This is a genomic window from Methanofervidicoccus sp. A16, from assembly GCF_003351865.1.
Classification (GTDB): Archaea; AGJL01; Methanococci; order Methanococcales; family Methanococcaceae; genus Methanofervidicoccus.
Genome location: NZ_CP022242.1, coordinates 1,091,728 through 1,113,907, shown reverse-complemented (window position 1 = coordinate 1,113,907; position 22,180 = coordinate 1,091,728). Strand labels below are relative to the sequence as shown.

General features: G+C 40.7%; 14 protein-coding genes, 1 tRNA gene and 2 rRNA genes. 7 read left to right on the top strand and 10 right to left on the bottom strand.

What is annotated here, in order from left to right; all coding sequences use genetic code 11:
* Positions 1–199: 199 nt before the first annotated feature.
* Together hemL and CFE53_RS05140 are read right to left on the bottom strand one after the other, a co-directional pair.
* The gene (hemL, locus tag CFE53_RS05145; protein WP_148120790.1) at positions 200–1,489 is read right to left on the bottom strand and encodes a glutamate-1-semialdehyde 2,1-aminomutase; all 1,290 of its coding nucleotides are present in this window, start codon (positions 1,487–1,489) and stop codon (positions 200–202) included.
* Between the two features lie 12 nt (positions 1,490–1,501).
* On the bottom strand, positions 1,502–2,350 hold the full coding sequence (locus CFE53_RS05140; protein WP_148121168.1) for a shikimate kinase: 849 nt from the start codon (positions 2,348–2,350) through the stop codon (positions 1,502–1,504).
* 991 nt (positions 2,351–3,341) lie between these two features.
* On the opposite strand from CFE53_RS05140, the gene hisC reads away from it, so the two are divergent.
* Positions 3,342–4,454, top strand: coding sequence for a histidinol-phosphate transaminase (hisC, locus tag CFE53_RS05135; RefSeq protein WP_148120789.1), 1,113 nt, complete (start codon positions 3,342–3,344; stop codon positions 4,452–4,454).
* Positions 4,455–4,786: 332 nt separating this feature from the next.
* On the opposite strand, the gene tpiA is transcribed toward hisC, so the two are convergent.
* The 3 genes from tpiA to CFE53_RS05120 form a co-directional block, all read right to left on the bottom strand.
* Positions 4,787–5,452 carry a triose-phosphate isomerase gene (gene tpiA, locus CFE53_RS05130; RefSeq protein WP_148120788.1) on the bottom strand — a complete coding sequence of 222 codons (666 nt, stop codon included), beginning with the start codon at positions 5,450–5,452 and terminating at the stop codon, positions 4,787–4,789.
* A gap of 795 nt (positions 5,453–6,247) precedes the next feature.
* Positions 6,248–7,066: a 2-amino-3,7-dideoxy-D-threo-hept-6-ulosonate synthase gene (locus tag CFE53_RS05125; RefSeq protein ID WP_148120787.1), complete on the bottom strand. Its 819-nt coding sequence runs from the start codon at positions 7,064–7,066 to the stop codon at positions 6,248–6,250.
* A gap of 64 nt (positions 7,067–7,130) precedes the next feature.
* Entirely contained in the window at positions 7,131–8,363 is a 1,233-nt protein-coding gene (locus CFE53_RS05120; RefSeq protein ID WP_148120786.1) for a translation initiation factor IF-2 subunit gamma, read from the bottom strand.
* Between the two features lie 708 nt (positions 8,364–9,071).
* Here CFE53_RS05120 and sepS point away from each other — a divergent pair.
* On the top strand, positions 9,072–10,688 hold the full coding sequence (gene sepS, locus CFE53_RS05115; protein ID WP_148120785.1) for an O-phosphoserine--tRNA ligase: 1,617 nt from the start codon (positions 9,072–9,074) through the stop codon (positions 10,686–10,688).
* 162 nt (positions 10,689–10,850) lie between these two features.
* Here sepS and hacA read toward each other — a convergent pair whose 3' ends face one another.
* Positions 10,851–12,104 (bottom strand): homoaconitase large subunit, encoded by a 1,254-nt coding sequence (hacA, locus tag CFE53_RS05110; protein ID WP_148120784.1) that lies wholly within the window; start codon positions 12,102–12,104, stop codon positions 10,851–10,853.
* An 883-nt stretch (positions 12,105–12,987) separates the two neighbouring features.
* On the opposite strand from hacA, the gene CFE53_RS05105 reads away from it, so the two are divergent.
* A complete protein-coding gene (locus CFE53_RS05105; protein WP_150131695.1) occupies positions 12,988–13,521 on the top strand; it encodes a hypothetical protein in 534 nt (177 codons plus the stop codon).
* On the opposite strand, the gene CFE53_RS06860 is transcribed toward CFE53_RS05105, so the two are convergent.
* The 3 genes from CFE53_RS06860 to CFE53_RS05095 all read right to left on the bottom strand — a co-directional run bounded on the left by CFE53_RS06860 (position 13,504) and on the right by CFE53_RS05095 (position 15,498).
* On the bottom strand, positions 13,504–13,671 hold the full coding sequence (locus tag CFE53_RS06860) for a hypothetical protein (protein ID WP_172456364.1): 168 nt from the start codon (positions 13,669–13,671) through the stop codon (positions 13,504–13,506). The two genes, CFE53_RS05105 and CFE53_RS06860, sit on opposite strands and share 18 nt — an antisense overlap.
* 62 nt (positions 13,672–13,733) lie before the next feature.
* Complete coding sequence (locus tag CFE53_RS05100) at positions 13,734–14,243, bottom strand: hypothetical protein (protein ID WP_148120782.1); 510 nt, start codon at positions 14,241–14,243, stop codon at positions 13,734–13,736.
* Between the two features lie 178 nt (positions 14,244–14,421).
* Positions 14,422–15,498 carry a hypothetical protein gene (locus CFE53_RS05095; RefSeq protein WP_148120781.1) on the bottom strand — a complete coding sequence of 359 codons (1,077 nt, stop codon included), beginning with the start codon at positions 15,496–15,498 and terminating at the stop codon, positions 14,422–14,424.
* Between the two features lie 351 nt (positions 15,499–15,849).
* Here CFE53_RS05095 and CFE53_RS05090 point away from each other — a divergent pair, with 351 nt between their 5' ends.
* A complete protein-coding gene (locus CFE53_RS05090) occupies positions 15,850–16,923 on the top strand; it encodes a TIGR03576 family pyridoxal phosphate-dependent enzyme (protein WP_172456363.1) in 1,074 nt (357 codons plus the stop codon).
* A gap of 41 nt (positions 16,924–16,964) precedes the next feature.
* Here the strand turns inward: CFE53_RS05090 and CFE53_RS05085 are convergent, their stop codons facing one another.
* A complete protein-coding gene (locus CFE53_RS05085) occupies positions 16,965–17,246 on the bottom strand; it encodes a DUF2098 family protein (RefSeq protein ID WP_148120779.1) in 282 nt (93 codons plus the stop codon).
* A 218-nt stretch (positions 17,247–17,464) separates the two neighbouring features.
* On the opposite strand from CFE53_RS05085, the gene CFE53_RS05080 reads away from it, so the two are divergent.
* From CFE53_RS05080 to CFE53_RS05070, 3 genes are all read left to right on the top strand, one after another.
* A 16S ribosomal RNA gene (locus CFE53_RS05080) occupies positions 17,465–18,952 on the top strand.
* A gap of 52 nt (positions 18,953–19,004) precedes the next feature.
* Positions 19,005–19,077, top strand: a tRNA-Ala gene (locus CFE53_RS05075).
* A gap of 100 nt (positions 19,078–19,177) precedes the next feature.
* A 23S ribosomal RNA gene (locus tag CFE53_RS05070) occupies positions 19,178–22,167 on the top strand.
* The 16S and 23S rRNA genes sit together here with 1 tRNA gene alongside, the layout of an rRNA operon.
* Positions 22,168–22,180 lie beyond the last annotated feature (13 nt).

Here is a 22,180-nt window from a genome sequence, read left to right as displayed (position 1 = left end):
AGATAAAAAATTCTATTCTGAATTCCTGTATTAGAGAGCATTCAGAGGACCATTCTCCTTCAATATTATTTTTAAAATTTTTTGTATCTGGGGTGATAGAGGTTTTCTGTTTTTTAAATATTTTCTTTTTTTATTTTTTTATTATTTTTATAATTATTTTTATTATTCTTTAAACTATCCTCTTGGTGGGAACTAGGGTTTAAGATAATAATATTTTAAATACCTCCTCTATAGCCCTTAGAGTCTCCTCTATTACCTCCCCCTCATGCTTCACAGAGGTAAAACAACATTCAAACTGAGAAGGTGGAATAAACACCCCTCTCTCCAAGAGTCCGTAAAAGTATCTGTTGAACATCTCGATGTTACTTTTTTTGGCACTCTCGTAGTCTAAAACCTCCTCATCTGTAAAGTATATCTGGAACATGGATCCCATACCATTGACACAGTGAGGTATATTCCTCTCCTCTGCACACTCCCCTATAAACCTATATATCTTCTCTGCAGATCTAAATGTTTTCCTGTAAAAATCCTCGTCAAGTTGTTCCAACGTTGCAATACCTGCAGTTATAGAGATAGGATTACCGTTGAAGGTACCTGCCTGATATACAGGCCCAGAGGGTGAGAGGTGCTCCATCAGATCCCTCCTACCTACTAATGCACCTATTGGAAATCCACCTCCAAGGATCTTACCTAAGGTAGTTAGATCTGGAACAATCCCATAGTACTCCTGTGCCCCTCCAGGTGCCAACCTGAAACCTGTAATAACCTCGTCGAATATGAGAAGTATATCCCAATCCTCTGTAATCTCCCTTACAAACTCCAAGTACCCATCCTTTGGAGGTATGCATCCTACGTTACCCATAACTGGCTCCATAATAACACAACTGATCTCATCCCTATTCTCCCTTATTACTTTCCTAAGGGCGTCCTCGTCGTTGAAGGGAACAAGGATAGTATTCTTTGTAGTCTCCTCTGGGATACCTGGAGAGTTAGGCACTCCATGGGTTAGTGCTCCACTACCACTTTTAACAAGTACGTAGTCATGGGCTCCATGGTAGGCTCCGTCGAACTTAATAATCTTCTTCCTCCCAGTAATACCCCTTGCCAACCTGATGGCACTCATGGTAGCCTCAGTACCAGAATTTACAAACCTTACCATCTCTGCAGAGGGCACCCTCTTTACAACCTCCTTTGCAAGTACAACCTCTTTTTCAGTGGGACATCCGTAGAGTGTCCCCCTCTCCAACTGCTCCATCACCTTCTTTATTACGTAGGGATTCCAATGTCCAAGTACCATAGGGCCGTAGGCGAGACAGTAATCTATATACCTGTTTCCATCTACATCGAAGAGGTAGCAGTCTTTTGCATGATCTACGAAGAAGGGATAAGGTTTAAAGTATCTAACTGGACTATTTACACCCTTCACAAGATATTTTTTAGCCTCTTCAAATAGTTCCTTGGACTTAGATAGGTTTAATTTAACATCCATCCTTTCACCTCTTTATACTATCTCGGCACCACTGTTGTTCAACTCAGTGATAATCACCCTACCGTATCTCTCAAGTGTAGTTTTAACCTTCTCTATATCCTCCCAATGACAGAGGACTGTATAGGAAGGACCTGTCCCAGAGAGGCCTGCAGTTAAGGCACCCTTTTCAATAGCCTCGATAGGTATGTTAGTTGGAAAGCCTAAGGCAGAGGCATAAAGGAGCCCATTTAAAAATAGTGCCCTGTAGTAATTACCCTGAAGACACTCCCTAAATGCCACCTCTACATAATCTTTTATTAACTTCATCCTATTTACATCTACATTTTTATTCAACTTAGGTATAAATACTAACACTCCTACATCCTCTTTGAACCTATCCCTCTTTATTATCCTCCTCTCTAAGTTATTTGTGATAGTGATACCACCGTAGTAAGATGCAGTGGCGTCGTCGTAGGCACCTGTAACTGTTACCCCTGCCTCAAAGGATGATTTTATCGCTATTTCCAATACAAGTTTATCATCTATCTTCTCCCCCAGGGCATCGAAGGCAGCCATCACTACAGCGTTAGATGTGGCACTACTACTACTTAACCCAGATCTTATGGGGATTTCTGTCTCTGTAATTACTTTTCCTGAGTAGTCTAAATCTAAGTACTCCAAGACGTTCTTTAAACATAACTCTATAAGTGTTGTATCTATATTTGGATTATCCTTTACTATTCCCTTTATCTCTTTTTTACCGTCATCTATAAATTCAACTGTGGCCTTTACCTTTAAGTTGATGGCAAATGCAGATCCCTTACCAGTGGCAATTCCGTTAATAATAGTCCCAGATGCAGGGGATACTGCAGAGGATGTCATTTTTTTCATAGGTTTCACCTTGAGTAATATCAATAAAATGTAATAAATTTTATTATTATTAAAATTTTAAAAATAAAATTATTATAAAATAAAACTCAGTCTATTAAATAGAATACTTCACTTATTTTAAGATTAGGATTTCGGAAGGTCCGGGAAAAGAGTCCCGAGGCTGATTTTCCAGGAGGTACGTATTCCGTTAAAAATTTTGAAGTTATTTATATACTTCATGTAAAAAAGGTGTGGATTCCGTACCAGGGTATTAAGAATTATTATAGGGGATATTAAGTTGAGGGTGTGGATTTCGGAAAATTTTCAGGATTATTTATATATGGCTTTGTAAAAGAGGTACGGATTTCGAAAAAGTTTGTGGAAAAAACCAGTATAGAGAAAATTTTGAAAAGGTGCGGATTTCGTCTTGGAGGTATAGTTTTACATTATAAGAAAACAGATAGATGTTATTTTACATTATAAGGTAATAAAATTAGATGGTGCGAATTTCGGAAAGTTTTAACTATTTTCATATGAAGTAAAGCATAATAATATAAAATAATAAAGGAGATAATAATTCTCCAACAAGATGATAATCAAATATAAAACCTTCAAGCATTTCAAGATTTCGAATAAAAATAATAATTATTAAAAAAATAATTAAAATAAAATTAAAAATCTTGAAAACACTTAAATAAAGATAAAAAAGCAGATTATAATTTATTCTTGGACTACACCAGTACTGAAATAGTAGAATAGAGCTTAGTTAATCATTTTTCTCTTAAACCATACTACATACTGAAAAACATGTAGAGTTTTTTAATTTAAGATCTTCTGTTTTATCCTTTTTAGTTTTTTAATTTTTTATAATTATTTTTAACTATACCTTGATGGGAACAAGGTTTTTTATTTATATCTATAATCATTTATTTCTTTACATAATTATTTTTATTATCATTTTTATCATAAATTATAAAATCTAACCACCCTTAAAGGTGATCCTGTGATAGAGAAACTCGTCAGAGAAAGGGTTAAATCTCTTAAACCCTATGTACCAGGTAAATCTAAGGAAGAAATAATAAGAAAATACAATTTAAATCCAAAAAATATTATAAAGTTGGGATCCAATGAAAACCCCTGGGGATGCTCAAAAAGGATAAAAGAGGAGTTGCTAAAGGAGATTGAAAACCTCCATCACTATCCTGAACCTGTAAATCCTGTACTTATGGAGGAGTTAAGTAAATTCTTAGATATTCCAAAGGAGAATATCATAGTTGGAGGGGATGGAGCAGATGAAATAATAGATACCCTTATGAGAACCTTCGTAGATGTTGGAGACGAGGTGATCATCCCAATACCTACATTTACCCAGTACAGGGTTTTAGCCTATATACATGGAGCTAATATAAAGTATGGAAGATACGACAAAAAAAGGGACTTTAAATTGGATGTAGATAGTATATTAAATAATATAACAGAGAAAACCAAGATAATATTCCTCTGCACCCCAAACAACCCCACTGGAAACCCTATAGATAGAAAGGATATTAAAAAGATCTTAGAATCCACAGAGGCACTGGTTGTGGTGGATCACGCCTATATAGAGTACTCCAAGGATATTTACGATGTAACCAACTGGGCTTTAGAGTATGAAAACCTTCTAATTCTTAGGACATTCTCGAAGATCTTTGGACTGGCCGGTGCACGGGTAGGTTACGGTGTTGCCAATGAGAGGATAATAAACTATATGATGAGGGTGAAACCTGTCTTCAGTTTAACGAGGTTGAGTCAGATCTGTGCAATCACTGCACTGAGGGATAGGGATTTCTTTATCTATTCAAGGGAGAAGGGTATAAAGAGTAGGGAGATACTTTATAAAGGGTTGAAGAGGTTTAGGGAGTTGAAGGTGTATCCCTCCGAGGCTAACTATCTACTTGTTGAGATTAAAAACGGTATGACATCTGGAGAGTTCTGTGAGGAACTTTTAAAGAGGGGTGTTATAGTTAGAGATTGCAAATCCTTTGAGGGTTTAGATGGAGAGTATATAAGGGTATCCATTGGAACCTTTGAGGAGGATAGGAGGTTCTTGGAGATACTGAAGGATATAGTTAGTTAAAAGTGATGAATAATGATAATTATAAAAGAATAATTAATAAAAAATCTTAAAATTAAAGTAAAATACACCTTCCCTTGTTTTTAATTATTGTTATTTTTATTACCCTAGCTCCCATCAAAAGAATAGTTTAAAGGATAATAAAAATAATTATAAAAATAATAAAATTAAAGATTTAAAGTAAAATATTTAAAAAACAGAAAACTCCTATCATCCTAGATACAAAAAATTTTAAAATAAATATTGAAGGAAAGTGATCCCCTCTATACCTTCTAATATAGTGAATACCAGCCTAAATGTTCAGAAAGATCCCAAGGATATTCAACAGTTTTTATTTAGATACACCTTATAAGTTCCCTTATAGCACCCTCTACATCCTTGGACTTAACTACACCTGATGCCAACAGTACCCCCTCTGCCCCCAACTCCAACGCTGCTGCAACATCCTCCCCCTTGGATATACCTGCACCACATAGGATCTTTACATCCTTGTTTATCTTTCTAACCTCCCTTACAGTTCCCTCTACAACCTCTGGATTTGCCTTAGACACTGGGATACCTGTCCCTATCAACTCAGGAGGCTCTATAGCCAACATATCTGGTTCCATAACAGCCACAGCCTTTGATACATTTATGTTGTTAGTACAGACTATAGTCTCCAAGTTATGCTCCTTGGCAAGTTGAATTGCCCTCTCTAAATCTGCTAAGATCATCCTCTTTTCAGAGTGATTTAGGAGACTACCATTTAAACCACAATCTACAAGGGTATCCACTAAGATACTTCCAGTGTTACTTCCAGGAGATACAGGATCGAAATGTTGGGCATACACAGGTATATTTACACTCTCCCTTATTATTCTTAGATCTAAAAACTGTGGACAGACACCTATAGGTACTCCACTCTCCTCTGAGACTTTTTCAGCTATCTTTGCTATCTCTAGTCCTCTTTTACCTACACTCTCTTTGTAGGTTTTGTAGTTGATAACTATAAAGAACTTGATGTTATCACCTTTTTAGGTTGTTAATTTTAGAGTATGGAGGTTCATTATATTAATTTTTATCCTACTTTCTATTGAGTTAATAGTTAAAAAATAATTAACCATGGACAAAACTATTTGTGATCCCAGTTCCTATTAATAATGATTGGGATTAAAAAATAATAATAATTATTATAATAAAAATAATAAAAGTTTTAAGAGGAATAAAATTAATAAAATTCTGATAGAGGTAGAAAAATAAAATAACCTTTTCTTCCTATATTGGACACTGGAGAAACAAGTAGGATTACTACCTTAGTTCCCATCAGTAGTGATTAAAAGAACAGTGAAAATAAGAATCATTAAATATTCCAAGATCTTTCCGAACCATTAGATAAGATAGGAGATCTTACAGAGGATCATTCTCCTTCAATCTTCTTTTTAAAATTTTGTATCTGGGATGATAGAGGTTTTTATTTTAAAATATTATTATTTTTATAATTATTTTTATTATTCTTTATATTATCACTTTGATGGGAACTGGGAGTTATTTGTACTAAACACTGACGATGAAGAACTTTCAATAAAAAATATAATGATTATAAATAAGAATAATTAAAACCAGAATTAAAAATAAATAAAAAAAAATAAAAAACAGATAAAAAGTAAATATATGGTTTTATCATAGATTACATTGAGTACTCGGAAAGTGAAGCAAGATCTCCGATAACCTTTTTTAATAGTTTTTTACCTCTTTTTTATTTATTAATCTTTTTACTCTAATTATTCTAATTATTATTTTTTTATTTTTTATTAAAATTAACCCCTAATAACCTTCAGAGCCTCCTCAACATCTGCACCCTCATGGACAACCATGGATATTGCCCTTGTGATGCCTGAAATATCCCTGTGTTGGAATACGTTCCTTCCAGTGGCAACTCCAACTGCTCCAGCCTCTATGGCGTCCTTAACCATCTGTAGGAACTCCCTATCACTCTTTGTCTTTGGACCTCCCGCAATTACAATCGGTGCAGGGCATCCCTTTACAACCTCCCTGAAGGAGTCTATATCTCCAGTGTAGTTGGTTTTTATTATATCTGCTCCTAATTCAGCACCTAATCTTGCAGCATGGGCTACCAAGGCAGGATCCTTCTCGTTCTCTATCTTCCTACCCCTTGGGTACATCATGGCTATTAGAGGCATACCCCAGTACTCACATACCTCCGCTATCCTACCTAAGTCCCTGTACATCTCGTAGTCTGAATCTGCCCCAACATTTACATGTATGGAGACAGCATCTGCCCCCATCCTTATAGCCTCTTCAACTGAGGTTACTATAACCTTTTTATTTGGATCTGGAGATAGACTTGTCCCCGCAGAGAGGTGGATTATTAAACCTATATCCTTGCCGTAACCCCTATGACCATGTCTCACTATACCCTTATGTACCAACACTGCATTTGCCCCTCCTTCTGCCACTGCATTTATAGTCTCCTTCATGTTCTCCAATCCCTTAACAGGTCCTATGGTAACACCGTGATCCATCGGGATTATTACAGTCTTCTCTGAGTCCTTGTTAAATATCCTCTCCAACCTTATAACCTTACCTACATTTTTTATGTTCTCAAATATCTTCATTCATATCACCTTAAAAATGATTTTTATAAATATTTATTATTTTTTTATAATTATTTTTTATCTTTTACTGTATTATACCGTAACCTATCAGTCTCCATCTTGCATTTATCCTCCTACTTAGGGCTACCCTTGCACCCCTCTCTGCACATACTGGAAGTTTCAACTTTATATCTGCAACGTTATCTCTTGCAGAGAGGATAACTCCAACGGTTGTAGCAGTACCAACGTTTATCATAAGTACCTCGTTTGTCCTCAAGGGTTCTATCTTTATCTCCTCTTTAGTACCTACCACTCTATCTAAGAGATGGACATCTATTGTAATCATATCGAGGGTTTCAGGGAGGGTTCCAGGCTCTCCTGCAACACTACCACTGAGGGCATCTGCCTTTGTAAGGGCAGGGTCCAACTCTGTACCAACACCTACAAGTCCCCCTGGATATGCCTTTTTTACATTGAGATTTCCTGCTTTAAGGGATGTGATCTTAGTTATTATAGGTTCCCAGTAGGTTTTATTCCCCTCGGTAACTTTTAGCCCTGGCCTTATCTCTATCTCCTTTCCAACCTCTAACATACCTTGAATAATACTACCTCCAATAACTCCTCCCTTCAGTTCATCTATCTTGCAACCTGGTTTATTTACGTCAAAACTCCTTGCAACGTACATCCTTGCTGGAAGGCTTGGATCTCTCTCAGGAGTTGGGATAAGGTCCTGAATAGCGTTTAGAAGTACATCTACATTTGCACCATGGTGGGCAGATAGGGGTATAATAGGGGCATCCTCTGCAATAGTGCCCTCTATGAATCTCTTTATCTGTTCATAGTTCTCCCTAGCCTTCTCCTCACTAACGAGATCTATCTTGTTCTGTACTATTACTATGTTCTTTATTCCCAGTACATCCAACGCCATCAGGTGTTCCTTTGTCTGAGGTTGAGGACACTCCTCATTTGCTGCGATAACAAGTATTGCACCGTCCATAAGAGATGCACCAGATAACATCGTCGCCATCAGTGTCTCATGTCCTGGAGCATCTACGAAGGATACTTTCCTTAGAAGTTTAGTCTTTGTACCACATATAGGACAAACCTTTTCCACGGTGTATGCCTCAGGTTCAGGACACTTTGGACACTTCCTTATCTCACAGTCTGCATATCCCAACCTTATGGTAATACCTCTCTTTAACTCCTCACTGTGGGTGTCTGTCCATACTCCTGTTAGTAATTTAGTTAAACTGGTTTTACCGTGATCAACATGTCCAACCATCCCAATGTTTATCTCGGACTGTCTGGCTCTTGCCATAAAGATCCCTCCACAATAATTTTTAGAACGGAAATTATACCAAATATAAACTATATATAATATATAAACTTAATTGGATTTATTTAAATAACTAGATATCATCATAACGAGGGGTTAAAAATAATTAGAGTAATTTCAAAAATTAAAAATAATAGACAAAAATAGGAAAAAGTTTTTTAAAATAAAAGGCTTCTAGATCTCCTGAATATAGAAGTAAAAACAGTATACTTAATATAATTTTATTATTACCATATTATTGTTATTACATTCTCATTATTATTTTTAACTATTCACTTTGACGGAAACTAAGTTATAATAATCAAAAACTCCTAATACCTAATAAAAAATATATACAGATAAAAAAGTAAAATACAATCTTATCCTCTGGACTACGCTTAAATACTGGAGAAGTAGAACGGGATTTCTGTTAATTCTTCTTAGAAGAGTTTTTTACCTCTTTTTCTGTTATTTCTTTGTCTTATTCTTTATTTTCTGTATTTTTTATTTTTATTTATATTATCTATTATTATCTATAATATACTACTATTTTTATTATAGTTTAAAAAGTTATTATTGGCTATAAATTAAAAATTGATTGGGATAAGAAATTAACAAAAAAATAAAAAATAATTACTTTTCCCTGGAATTTTATTTATAAACCTTGTTTAATATCTTAAATAATTCCAATAAACCTAAGGGAGGATTATGATGCTCAACAGAAAGGAGATTTTAGAGAAGGCAAGGAAGGATTTTGAAGGGACCTGGAAACTTACAAAGGAGTTGCTACCTAAGAGGCATATAGATAGAAGGTATCCAAGGATAAAAATGGAGTACGGGAAGTCCCATCCAGTGATGGATACCATAGAGAGGTTAAGGGAGTGTTATTTAAGGATGGGGTTCGAGGAGTACATAAATCCCTTAATCGTAGATGAGAGGGAGATTTATAAACAGTTTGGTCCAGAGGCCCTCGCTGTATTGGACAGGTGTTTCTACTTAGCAGGACTTCCAAGGCCCGATGTAGGTTTAGGGAGGGATAGAATAGAGGAGATAGAGAAGTTAGGGGTAGAGATAACTCCAGAGAAGGTGGAGAACCTGAGAAAAACCCTCCACAAGTATAAGAAGGGCGTTATAGATGGAGACGATCTGGTGCTGGAGATAGGTAGAGCCCTTGAGGTGTCCAGTGAGATGGGGCTGAAGGTGTTGGAGATGGTATTTCCAGAGTTCAAGGAGTTGGTACCTGAACCTCTATCTCTAACACTACGTAGTCATATGACATCTGGCTGGTTTATCACTATATCCCATCTTATAGGTAAAAAGCCCCTTCCCTTTAAACTGTTTTCCATCGATAGATGTTTTAGAAGGGAACAGAGGGAGGATAGGAGTCATCTTATGACATATCACTCTGCCTCCTGTGTAGTAGTTGGGGAAGATGTCTCCATAGACGACGGTATGGCTGTTGCAGAGGGGCTACTATCTCAATTTGGATTCAGTAAGTTTAGATTTAAACCTGATGAGAAGAAGAGTAAGTACTACGTCCCAGATACCCAGACTGAAGTTTATGCATACCATCCAAAGTTGGGGGAGTGGTTGGAAGTTGCTACATTTGGTATATATTCACCTATTGCACTAAGTGAGTACGGTATAGATGTGCCAGTTATGAACTTGGGCCTTGGTGTTGAGAGGTTAGCGATGATCCTCTATAACTATGAAGATGTTAGGAAGATGGTATATCCACAACTTTATGATGTTGTTTTAAGTGATAGGGATATTGCATATATGCTACATATAGATAAGATGCCTGTAACTGATGAACTTTACAACTTAGGGTTGGATCTTATAGATATCTGTATAAAAAATAGAGATAAACCTGCTCCCTGTGAGGTGGTACTTGAAAGGGAGATAGAGTTCTACAATATAAAGAAAAATATAAGGATCACCATCTACGAGAGGGAAGAGGGTAAGAGGTTGTTAGGTCCTTCTGTATTAAACGAGATCTACGTATACGATGGAAATATTATAGGGGTACCAGAGTCAGAGGAGGATATTAAGGAGGAATACAGAAAACTTGTAGAGGATACTAGGAGATACGGTATTTCCACTGGAATAAGATATATAGATGCTCTCTCCTTTAAAGTTGCCTATAAGATAGAAGAAGCCCTCGTATCTAACGTAGATCACTTAAAAATAAGGGTGCCTATAGTTAGAAACCTTGGAGATGTGAATTTAAAGTTGGAGGATGTAGCATTGAAGTATATTATAGGGAAGGGTAAAGTTATAGATGTTAGGGGGCCGGTCTTTTTGAATATTGAGGGGGATATAGGTTAAATTATAATAAAAATTATTTTTTTATAAATTAATTTTTATAAAAATATCTTCTGATTTTTGATTTTATTATATTTGATTTTTAAAATTGAAAGTATTGAAAGTAGGGAATTCATTGAAAGTGGAACAAAGGATTTTATAAAGAGAGGAGGTATCCTAAATAAATCACTCATTCGTTATATATCCCTTAACAGCACTTTTCGCTGCAATCACTGGAGATGAGAGATATATCTCTGCATTAGTACTACCCATCCTACCTTTAAAGTTCCTGTTAGAGGTAGAGAGACATACTTCACCATCTCCTAAAACACCCTGATGGGCACCGAGACATGGGCCACAACCTGGAGGACATATAATAGCACCAGCCTCGAGGAATATCTTTATCAGACCCTCCCTTAAAGCATCCTCAAATACCCTCTTCGAGGCAGGGATAACAATTAACCTTACATCCCTGTGTACCCTCTTACCCTTTAGATACCTTGCAGCCATCCTAAGATCTCCCAACCTCCCGTTTGTACAGGAACCTATAAACACCTGATCTATAGGAGTGCCTACTACGTCAGATACAGGTTTAACGTTATCTGGATAGTGAGGACATGCAACCTGCTCCTCCATATCTGTAATGTCTATACTTACTGTTTTATAATAACTCTCTTCCCTTTCATCTACAGATATTCTATTTCTCATAAGATAGGCCAACTCCTCATTACTTATCCTCCCCCTTAGATACTCGTAGGTTCTCTCATCTGCTTCAACAATACCAACCTTCGCCCCCATCTCCACAGCCATATTACAGAGTACCGCCCTATCCTCTACACCCATCCTCTTAACAACCTCTCCCCCGTACTCTATAGCCATATATATAGCTCCCCTCCTTCCAATCTCCTTACAAACCCTAAGTACTATATCCTTAGAGGTTATCCTATCGTTACTCCCCTCAATATTAACCCTTATAGTCTTAGGTACCTTTATCCAGGTTTTACCAGTTGCAAATATATAGCCCATATCTGTAGCCCCAAATCCTGTTGCAAATGCACCGAGGGCGCCGTGGGTACAGGTATGGCTGTCCCCTCCAGCGATAACCATGTTAGGTTTTACATGTCCCCTCTCAATCAACACCTGATGGCATATACCCTCCCCCTCCCTATATACGTACTTTATCCCCTGCTCCCTTACAAACTCCCTTGTAATCTTATGCATATTTGCAGCCTTTACAGTATTTGCAGGGATGTTGTGATCAAAGACTATTACTATTTTCTCCCTATCCCAAACTCTATCAGTTATCTTCTTAAAAGCCTTTGTAGCCAGTGGTGTAGAACCGTCGTGGGTCATCGCCAGATCTATATCTACCTCTATTGTATCTCCCTCATAGGTATCTCTTCCCAATTTTTTAGATAATATCTCTTCTACCAAGGTCATAATATCCCTTTAAACTCTAGTATAGTATTCTATCAAAATACAAGAATAATAAATAATACAAGTTAAGTAGTAGGATTTAGTGTTCGGAGGGTATGGTTAAAATCAAATGTCCTTCTTTCTTTTCTTTGTTTACGCTTTATTTTCTTTTCTATTTTATTAAGGATAATTCTGGCATAGATACCTATACGGTACTCTATCCATTCATAATACACAAATTTAAATATAGAGTGTTCCAAATCTATGTTTTACGTTGCTGATTTTAAACTTCTTAATCAGTAAGTTTTTATGTAATTTTTTATAATGTCATAAATAGGGAGGTCGTGCATATTATACACCCCATACACCTCCGTGTACCTTTGTGGTATCCTTTCCGTTGTGGTTATGGGATCCCTGTAAGGGATCCCACTATTTTTTTATAACTACTTCGGTTCTTAAGAGAGGCTATTTTTTGCTGTCAATTTTACAATAATCTTCTATAAATAGTTTATAGTTTCAAAAATGAAACAGTTGTTTCAAAAATGAGACACATTAGCCAAAAATGAAACTATTTTGTCAAAAATGTCCAAAAATTTGGATATTCAAAAAACTGGACTATTTTAAAAAGTTAATTACTCAAAAAAGTGAATTAATTCAAGATTGCATTATTTTAAAATTGAATTAATTCAAAATTGAAGTACTCACAGATTTACATTAACCACAAAATCACAGTATTCAATAAAAAGAATTACTCAAAAAATCAAGATAGCAAGATATCTATTCCAGAATATAAAAAATAGAGAAACACGTTAGTAGTCAAAAAATCCCAACTACTGTAATATTCCCTATTTTTTTAAAATCCCTATATCGCTTAAGCAATTACCAATGATTTAATTTATAGTAGTAGATGGTAGTTGGTAGAAATATATGTTTTATAGGTATCCAGTATTCTCTATCCCAGTATTCTGGGAGTAGATATTCAGTATTCCATATCCCAGTACTGGGAGTAGGTGCTTATTCCAGATATCCAGTACTCCCTATCCCAGTACTCTGGAGTAGGTATTCAGTATTCCATATTCCAGTACTCTGGAGTAGGTATTCAGTATTCCATATTCCAGTACTCTGGAGTAGGTATTCAGTATTCCATATTCCAGTACTCTGGAGTAGGTATTCAGTATTCCATATTCCAGTACTCTGGAGTAGGTATTCAGTATTCCATATTCCAGTACTCTGGAGTAGGTATTCAGTATTCCATATTCCAGTACTCTGGAGTAGGTATTCAGTATTCCATATTCCAGTACTCTGGAGTAGGTATTCAGTATTCCATATTCCAGTACTCTGGAGTAGGTATTCAGTATTCCATATTCCAGTACTCTGGAGTAGGTATTCAGTATTCCATATTCCAGTACTCTGGAGTAGGTATTCAGTATTCTCTATCTAGTATTCTGGAGTAAGTATCCAGTACTCCATATTCCAGTACTCTGGAGTAGGTGCTTATTCCAGATATCCAGTACTCCATATTCCAGTATTCTGGGAGTAGATATCCAGTATTCTCTATCCCAGTACTGGGAGTAAGTATCCAGTACTCCATATCCCAGTACTCTGGAGTAGGTATTCAGTATTCTCTATCCCAGTATTCTGGGAGTAGATATACTAAAATAATAGTTTATTATAAACCTCCTTTAAAAACTCAATAAGTTTTTCGAAGTCCTCTTTTTTTATAAATATTCTTATCCCGTAGATCGTTTCGGTTGTCTCTCCAGTTTTAAATTTATGGTTGATAAACAATACTGCAGAAGTACCTAATATTATTACTCCTACAGAGTCATGAAATACACCATGGGGTCGATTGGGTACAGTTATATCCAAAAGTTTTGAATCTAATATTTCATCCATTTTACTATATGCCTCCTCAAACAGTTCAATAAGTTTTTTAAACTCCTCCTTAGTTAAAAATACACTCTCTTCGCATATCAATACCTCCTCTTTATCAACTTCACAGGTTATCATTATACCAAAAGCTATTGAGAAACCAGCACGTTTAAACACATCAAATTGGGCTATAAATACAGAGTTATATAATGCTCTACAGACAGTGTGTGGTATTTTTATTTTCCACTGTATATCATCCTCACCTATGGAACAATAGGTTTTACACTCCATAATTTCCCTCCCTATAGTATAGTAATATCAGTCAAAATCTCCCTATGTTCTAAGTGTTCTTATGTAGAATAAGACCACTATAAGCACTATAAAGGTGAAGAAATCAGCACTCCCTATATAATATATTCAAATAATACGGTGGTGGTGTCGATAGTGTCGTCGACGTCATGTTTTTGAACTAAAATGACAGTCCATAGTCCCACACATGTACCACAGTATTACTCCCTACTGGACAGAATGGAGTAAACTTAATCCTCCGACGGTATCGACGGATTTTATATACAAATAGTTCTATAAACTCCTCATCGGTGTATCTATCAAAAATATCAGTATCGAAAACTCCAATAAACTCCCATCTACTCAATTTTATTTTTGGTATTTCCTTTTCCTCTTTTTTAAGTAAAGATCTGCTATAAGTAAAAAATCTTTTATTAGTTAACCAGAATAAAGACAGTTCAGATTTATCATAAAACGCCTTTTTTAGGTATTTTGTTAGATAATCAGTTATACTGTTGGTTTTGGTGTTTTTTGGTTTATTTTTGTAGAATATAAAATCTCCTTCGTTATCACTAAACTTTAAACGGTAAATATGAACTATCTTTCCCATTCCGTATTTTTCCCAGATTTTAGATAACTCTTTCTGTGGAATTAACCAGTCAATACCAAATATAACGATATGGAAATGAACCATTCCATTACGTTGAAACTCTACAACGTTGATATAATCCAGTTTTTTTACCAGTTTCTTTAGTTTTTTAAGCCTACTTATGTATTTCTTTCTAACTTCCTTTTTCAGTTTTTCTTTTTTGCATTTAATCTTTAATTTTTCGTATTCGCTCTTTAATCTCTTTTTTATGAATGAAAAAAACCTATTTAGGGCTTTAGGAGATTCTTTAGACGCATCTACAATATTTCTAAAGTTTTTAGGGTCCAAAGTTAAGGTTAAAAAAACGGCATCTCCTTTTCCTCTCTTATCTACGTGCTTCTCTATAGCATTCTCAAATAAAGTATATAGTTGGTCTATTTTGCTGTAAAGATTACTCTCACTATTAAATCTAGTTAAATAGGGGAGCTTCAATAAGGTTTCCTGGGATCTATTATAGAGTACTATAGTTTTAGAGTCAATAACACCGAGATAGTAGCTAAAAAGAGCTTCTAATTTTAGCCTATCTTCGATACTCATTTGTTTAGTGTTTATAAACTCTAAAAGAGCCCTCTGTCTTATCATTCGTGGAGATGGGTCGAATTCGGCCATAAAACGCTGTAATCTCCTATGAAATTGGGAGTTTGAATTTTGCACTATACTTATTAAAAAAATTTACCGAATGTTAGAATATACTTAATCTCAAATATAAAAAATAATAATTAAAAAATTACTTTATATTATAAGCATTTATGTTATATTACTCTTTGTATCCATATTAAAACAAGTATACCAAAATAAAACTTTGTTATAAAAGTTTCTCTCAAAAAAATAGAAAATTGTGGTTATTTTTTACCACTTTTATAATAATTTATTGAATTATTGGAGTAAATTTAGATTTTTTTAAATACTATTTTACTATAATAATTATTTTTAATAAGAAAAAGTATATCGGTGAGGTCAATGATAAATTCAGAAATGGAGAGAATAAAAAAAGTTAGAGAAATAATACTAAATATTATAGAAACAAAAGGTAGAGAGTACTTATACGATCTTACAGGTATGAGTGGAGGATTTAAGTTGAAAAAAACTGACATGGATATACTAGATACTTACATAGGACCCGCTGTATTCTCAGAGAAGTTGAATAAGGTAGGACTTCAACACTTAGGAGGTGATCCTAACATTCATAAAGCAGTGGGATTTAATAGAACCTCTTCAGCAATACTCTCTACTATAATGGCACTATCTAAGGAGATAGATGAAGTAATACACTATCTGCCGAAGAGACCATCCCATCCTTCTATTCCAAGGAGTTGCAAGATATTTGATATTCCATATTTTGAAAGTGATAATGTAGGGGAGATTTTAAATAGAATAGATAAAAATACCCTAACTATTATAACTGGGGCCACTATGGACCATAAAGTAGTAGATATAAAACACCTTAAGGATATACTTTCTCAATGTAGTAAAAAAGACAGTATATCCTTTATAGATGATGCCTCGGGAGCTAGGTTGAGGTTACTCTATAATCAGCCTCCAGCCTTAAAACTAAATGCTCATTTAGTGGTTACAAGTACAGATAAGTTAATGGATGGTCCAAGGGCTGGTCTCTTGGCTGGAGATATAGATCTAGTGGATACTATATACGAGGAAGGTTTAAAGTATGGATTGGAAGCCCAGGCACCAGTTTTAGCAGGTATGGTAAATGCATTGGAGAGTTTTAGTTTCCAGAAATTGAGAGAGGCATTTAATAGGGCGAGGGAAATAGATCTAACACCATTAACTTCAGTAGGGATAGAAAGTGAGAGAACACCTACTGGATTTGCCATAACATCACTGTCAGAGGAAGAGTCCGTCCAGTTGGCAATGAAACTCTTAGAAAACTACGGTATAATAACTATTACAGCGGCAGGAATGCCTGGTGCTAGTAAAACCTTAAGAATAGATTTCTGTTCCAAGGATGCCTCTAGGATATCGGATACTTATATACTGAATGCTATACTAGACTCTTATCAAAAGATTAAAGGATAGAATAATTTTATTTATTCTTAACTAATTTTTAAATAAGGGATCTATCCAGCACCACAGGCGTCTATATTTGATTCTATATCTTTTATTTCCTCTTTTTCAATAATATCCTCTATTTTCTCCTTAACTACTCTATCTTCTTTTTTCTTATATTCAATGATCTCTAATTTTTCAGGTTTATACATCAGATCGTTATCTAAAAGTACCCAGATCTCTCCTTCCTTCTCTAAAATATTCTTTACAATACCTGTAGTACCTGTATTTATGTATCTTACATAGGAACCTATAGATATATCTCTACCGTTCACATCTAGCGCTACAACCATTTTTTCACCTTCAGTATTCAGTCATTTTATAATTTATAATAATTATAATAATTTTAATATTTATACCTCAATCGTTCTAATCCTAAAAACAATACAACATTCTGTACGGTGTTATTTTATGCAAAGGAGTGATAACCTAAGTCGAGGACTTAGGTTGGATGTAAGCCTGCAACCAAGTGATACCTGGTAACGACCGGAAATGACCGTACTCCATTTTAATTCCGGTTGATCCCGCCGGAGGCCACTGCTATTGGGGTCCGACTAAGCCATGCGAGTCGTGGGGCCTGCACCCTTCGGGGTGCAGGCACCGGCGGACGGCTCAGTAACACGTGGTCAACCTACCCTCAGGTGGGGGATAACCTCGGGAAACTGAGGCTAATACCCCATAGGGGAAGAGGTCTGGAAGGATCCTTCCCCGAAAGGGCGCATGCCCGCCTGAGGATGGGACTGCGGCCGATTAGGTAGTTGGTGGGGTAACGGCCCACCAAGCCTACGATCGGTACGGGCCTTGAGAGAGGGAGCCCGGAGATGGGGACTGAGACAAGGCCCCAGGCCCTACGGGGCGCAGCAGGCGCGAAACCTCCACAATGCACGAAAGTGCGATGGGGGGACCCCAAGTGCCGTGGCCTAGCCACGGCTTTTCCGGAGTGTAAAAAGCTCCGGGAATAAGGGCTGGGCAAGTCCGGTGCCAGCAGCCGCGGTAATACCGGCGGCCCGAGTGGTGGCCACTATTATTGGGCCTAAAGCGTCCGTAGCCGGTCCAGTAAGTCCCTGCTTAAATCCTACGGCTTAACCGTAGGACTGGCAGGGATACTGCTGGACTTGGGACCGGGAGAGGGCAGGGGTACTCCAGGGGTAGCGGTGAAATGCGTTGATCCCTGGAGGACCACCTATGGCGAAGGCACCTGCCTGGAACGGGTCCGACGGTGAGGGACGAAAGCCGGGGGCGCGAACCGGATTAGATACCCGGGTAGTCCCGGCCGTAAACGCTGCGGACTAGGTGTCGCCTGGGCTTCGGGCCCAGGCGGTGCCGAAGGGAAGCCGTTAAGTCCGCCGCCTGGGGAGTACGGTCGCAAGACTGAAACTTAAAGGAATTGGCGGGGGAGCACTACAACGGGTGGAGCCTGCGGTTTAATTGGATTCAACGCCGGGCACCTCACCAGGGGCGACGGCATGATGAAGGTCAGGTTGACGACCTTACCTGAAGAGCCGAGAGGTGGTGCATGGCCATCGTCAGCTCGTACCGTGAGGCGTCCTGTTAAGTCAGGTAACGAGCGAGACCCGCGCCCTATGTTGCCATCTCCCCCTCCGGGGGGAGGGCACTCATAGGGGACCGCTGGTGCCAAACCAGAGGAAGGTGCGGGCAACGATAGGTCCGTATGCCCCGAATCCCCTGGGCTACACGCGGGCTACAATGGTTGGGACAGTGGGATGCGACCCCGAAAGGGGGAGCTAATCCCCTAAACCCAACCGTAGTTCGGATCGTGGGCTGCAACTCGCCCACGTGAAGGCGGAATCCGTAGTAATCGCAGCTCACCATGCTGCGGTGAATGTGTCCCTGCTCCTTGCACACACCGCCCGTCACACCACCCGAGTTGGGTCCAGGTGAGGCCCTGGCCGCTGGCCAGGGTCGAACCTGGGCTCAGCGAGGGGGGTGAAGTCGTAACAAGGTAGCCGTAGGGGAACCTGCGGCTGGATCACCTCCTTGGAAAAAAGCCGGTCGTTACCAGGCACTAAATGGTTGCAGGCTTACATCATGGGCCCATAGCTCAGCTGGGAGAGCGCCGCCCTTGCAAGGCGGAGGCCGTGGGTTCAAATCCCACTGGGTCCACTTTTATTTTTTTCGATCCATGATCTTGGGGGTCATGGATCGATAGCCCGAAGGGAGATGAGGGCCCCATAAGCCCCCGTACCTGGTGATATCCAGGTACTCCTATATCCACCTATCCTACCTGGTGGATGGCTCGGCTTGGGCGCCGACGAAGGGCGTGGCAAGCTGCGATAAGCCTGGGGGAGGAGCAGGCATCCGTAGATCCCAGGATCCCCGAATGGGACTTCCTGCCCCATTTGGGGCGCTCCGTAAGGAGCGGGAACGCGGGGAATTGAAACATCTTAGTACCCGCAGGAAAAGAAACCAACAGGGATGCCGTGAGTAGGGGCGACCGAAAGCGGCAGAGGGCAAACTGAACCCTGGGTGGTAACATCCAGGGGATGTGGGGTTGCAGGGCCCCCGTAAAAAACCCAGGTCGGGAAGCCGAAGTTGCCTGGAATGGCACACCATAGAGGGTGAAAGTCCCGTAGGCGTAACCGACCTGGGTTTTGGGGTGTCCCTGAGTACCGTGGGTCGGATATCCCGCGGGAATCTGGGAGGCATCGGTCTTCCAACCCTAAATACGTCCCAAGACCGATAGCGAACTAGTACCGTGAGGGAAAGCTGAAAAGCACCCCTAGCGGGGGGTGAAAAGAGCCTGAAACCAGGTAGGGACAGTATGGCACGGCCCCAAAGGCAACTGTTCCGAAGGAAACCCTCGCGAGAGGGGAGTACGAGGAACAGTGTCCAGGGTCGTGCCGTCCGTTTCGAAAAACGGGCCGGGGAGTGTATGGCTGTGGCGAGCCTAAGACCTTAAAGGTCGGAGGCGTAGGGAAACCGACAGGTCCGCAGGCCTTTGCCGAGGGACGGGGTCTTAAGGGCCTGGAGTCACAGCCATACGACCCGAAACCGGGCGATCTAGGCCGGGGCAAGGTGAAGCCCCTCATCAGAGGGGTGGAGGCCTGCAGGGGTGTTACAATGCAAAGTGCTCCCCTGACCCCGGTCTAGGGGTGAAAGGCCAATCGAGCCCGGAGACAGCTGGTTCCCCCCGAAGTAGCTCGCAGGCTAGCCGGGGGTTAGGTAGTGGGCAGGGTAGAGCACTGATAGGGTGGATAGGGGGCGAAAGCCCTCGCCACCCTGTCAAACTCCGAACCTGTCCACGCCGTAGCCCCCGAGTGAGGGCATACGGGTAAGCCGTATGTCCGAGACGGGAATAACCGAGACCCGGGTTAAGGTCCCTAAGTGCCGGTTAAGTGTGAACAGGAAGGGCGTCCCTGGCCTAAGACAGCAGGGAGGTTGGCTTAGAAGCAGCCATCCTTTAAAGAGTGCGTAACAGCTCACCTGCCGAGGTCAGGGGCCCCGAAAATGGACGGGGCTAAACCGGCCACCGAGACCCGGGGGCACCGAAAGGTGATCCGGTAGGGGGGCGTTCTGCGGGGGTAGAAGCTCGGCCGTGAGGTCGAGTGGACCCCGTAGAAATGAGGATCCCGGCAGTAGTAACAGCAAAGTGGGGTGAGAATCCCCACCGCCGAAGGGGCCAGGTTTCCACAGCAATGATCGTCAGCTGTGGGTTAGCCGGTCCTAACCCCCAGGGTAACTCCCTTGGGGGGAAAGGGAAACAGGTTAATATTCCTGTGCCGCCAGGGTACGTGCGGCAACGCAAGGCCAGTTCCTGACGCTTCAGGGTAGGCCAACCACCCCCGTCGGGGTGGTCAAGGGTATAAGTCCGGGGAGAGTTGTAATAACGAGAACCGGATGAAAGCCTGATGAGCCGCCCGTTAGGGCGGTTTGGCCGAGCCCTGGAGCCCGTGAAAAGGGAACTGGCAAGGATCCCTGGCGACCGTACCTAGAACCGACACAGGTGCCCCTAGGTGAGTAGCCTAAGGCGTGTCGGGAGAATCCAGCCGAGGGAAGTCGGCAAATTGGCCCCGTAACTTCGGGAGAAGGGGTGCCAGCGGCCTTCTCAAGGGGCTGCTGGTCGCAGTGACTAGGGGGGTCCGACTGTTTAATAAAAACACAGGTCTTAGCTAGCCCGAAAGGGTGTGTACTAAGGCCGACGCCTGCCCAGTGCTGGTACGTGAAACCCGGGTACAACCGGGCGAAGCGCCAGTAAACGGCGGGGGTAACTATAACCCTCTTAAGGTAGCGAAATTCCTTGTCGGGTAAGTTCCGACCCGCATGAATGGCGTAACGAGACCCCCACTGTCCCCGGCTGGAACCCGGTGAACCTACCTTTCCGGTGCAAAGGCCGGAGACCTCCAGTGGGAAGCGAAGACCCCGTGGAGCTTTACTGCAGCCTGCCGTTGGGGCATGGTCGTGGGTGTACAGCGTAGGTGGGAGCCGTCGAAGCCCCCTCGCCAGGGGGGGTGGAGGCGCCCATGGGACACCACCCACCCATGACCATGTCCCTTACCCCACTAGGGGGACACCGGTAGGTGGGCAGTTTGGCTGGGGCGGCACCCTCCTGAAAAGGCATCGGGAGGGCCCAAAGGTCGGCTCAGGCGGGTCAGAACTCCGCCGTTGAGTGCAAGGGCAAAAGCCGGCCTGACTTGGTTGCCCACAATACGCAACCAAGAGGCGAAAGCCGGGCCTAGCGAACCCCTGTGCCTCACCGATGGGGGCCAGGGATGACAGAAAAGCTACCCCGGGGATAACAGAGTTGTCGCGGGCGAGAGCCCATATCGACCCCGCGGCTTGCTACATCGATGTCGGTTTTTCCCATCCTGGGTCTGCAGCAGGACCCAAGGGTGGGGCTGTTCGCCCATTAAAGGGGATCACGAGCTGGGTTTAAACCGTCGTGAGACAGGTTGGTTGCTATCTGCTGGAGGTGTGGGCTGCCTGAGGGGAAGGTGGTTCTAGTACGAGAGGAACGAACCACCGGCGCCTCTAGTCTATCGGCTGTCCGACAGGGCATGCCGAGCAGCCACGCGCTAAGGGTTAAGGGCTGAAAGCATCTAAGCCCGAAACCCACCCCGAAAATAGGCAGCCGTTCCCTTTGGGGACGAGGGCACCCCTAGAAGAGGGGGTTGATAGGCTAGGGATGTAAGCACCGAGGGGTTTCCCCCCGAGGTGTTAAGTCCGCTAGTACTAATCGCCCGAGGGGATATAGGAGTACCTGGACACT

Bases quoted from the DNA above. Each gene is read 5' to 3' on its own strand.
- CFE53_RS05100 (WP_148120782.1), bottom strand. From the start codon at position 14,243: ATGGAGTGTAAAACCTATTGTTCCATAGGTGAGGATGATATACAGTGG.
- CFE53_RS05140 (WP_148121168.1), bottom strand. From the start codon at position 2,350: ATGACATCCTCTGCAGTATCCCCTGCATCTGGGACTATTATTAACGGA.
- CFE53_RS05120 (WP_148120786.1), bottom strand. From the start codon at position 8,363: ATGGCAAGAGCCAGACAGTCCGAGATAAACATTGGGATGGTTGGACAT.
- CFE53_RS05085 (WP_148120779.1), bottom strand. From the start codon at position 17,246: ATGGTTGTAGCGCTAGATGTGAACGGTAGAGATATATCTATAGGTTCC.
- hemL (WP_148120790.1), bottom strand. From the start codon at position 1,489: ATGGATGTTAAATTAAACCTATCTAAGTCCAAGGAACTATTTGAAGAG.
- CFE53_RS05090 (WP_172456363.1), top strand. From the start codon at position 15,850: ATGATAAATTCAGAAATGGAGAGAATAAAAAAAGTTAGAGAAATAATA.
- sepS (WP_148120785.1), top strand. From the start codon at position 9,072: ATGCTCAACAGAAAGGAGATTTTAGAGAAGGCAAGGAAGGATTTTGAA.
- CFE53_RS05105 (WP_150131695.1), top strand. From the start codon at position 12,988: ATGGTAGTTGGTAGAAATATATGTTTTATAGGTATCCAGTATTCTCTA.
- CFE53_RS06860 (WP_172456364.1), bottom strand. From the start codon at position 13,671: ATGGAGTACTGGATACTTACTCCCAGTACTGGGATAGAGAATACTGGA.
- hacA (WP_148120784.1), bottom strand. From the start codon at position 12,104: ATGACCTTGGTAGAAGAGATATTATCTAAAAAATTGGGAAGAGATACC.
- CFE53_RS05095 (WP_148120781.1), bottom strand. From the start codon at position 15,498: ATGGCCGAATTCGACCCATCTCCACGAATGATAAGACAGAGGGCTCTT.
- CFE53_RS05125 (WP_148120787.1), bottom strand. From the start codon at position 7,066: ATGAAGATATTTGAGAACATAAAAAATGTAGGTAAGGTTATAAGGTTG.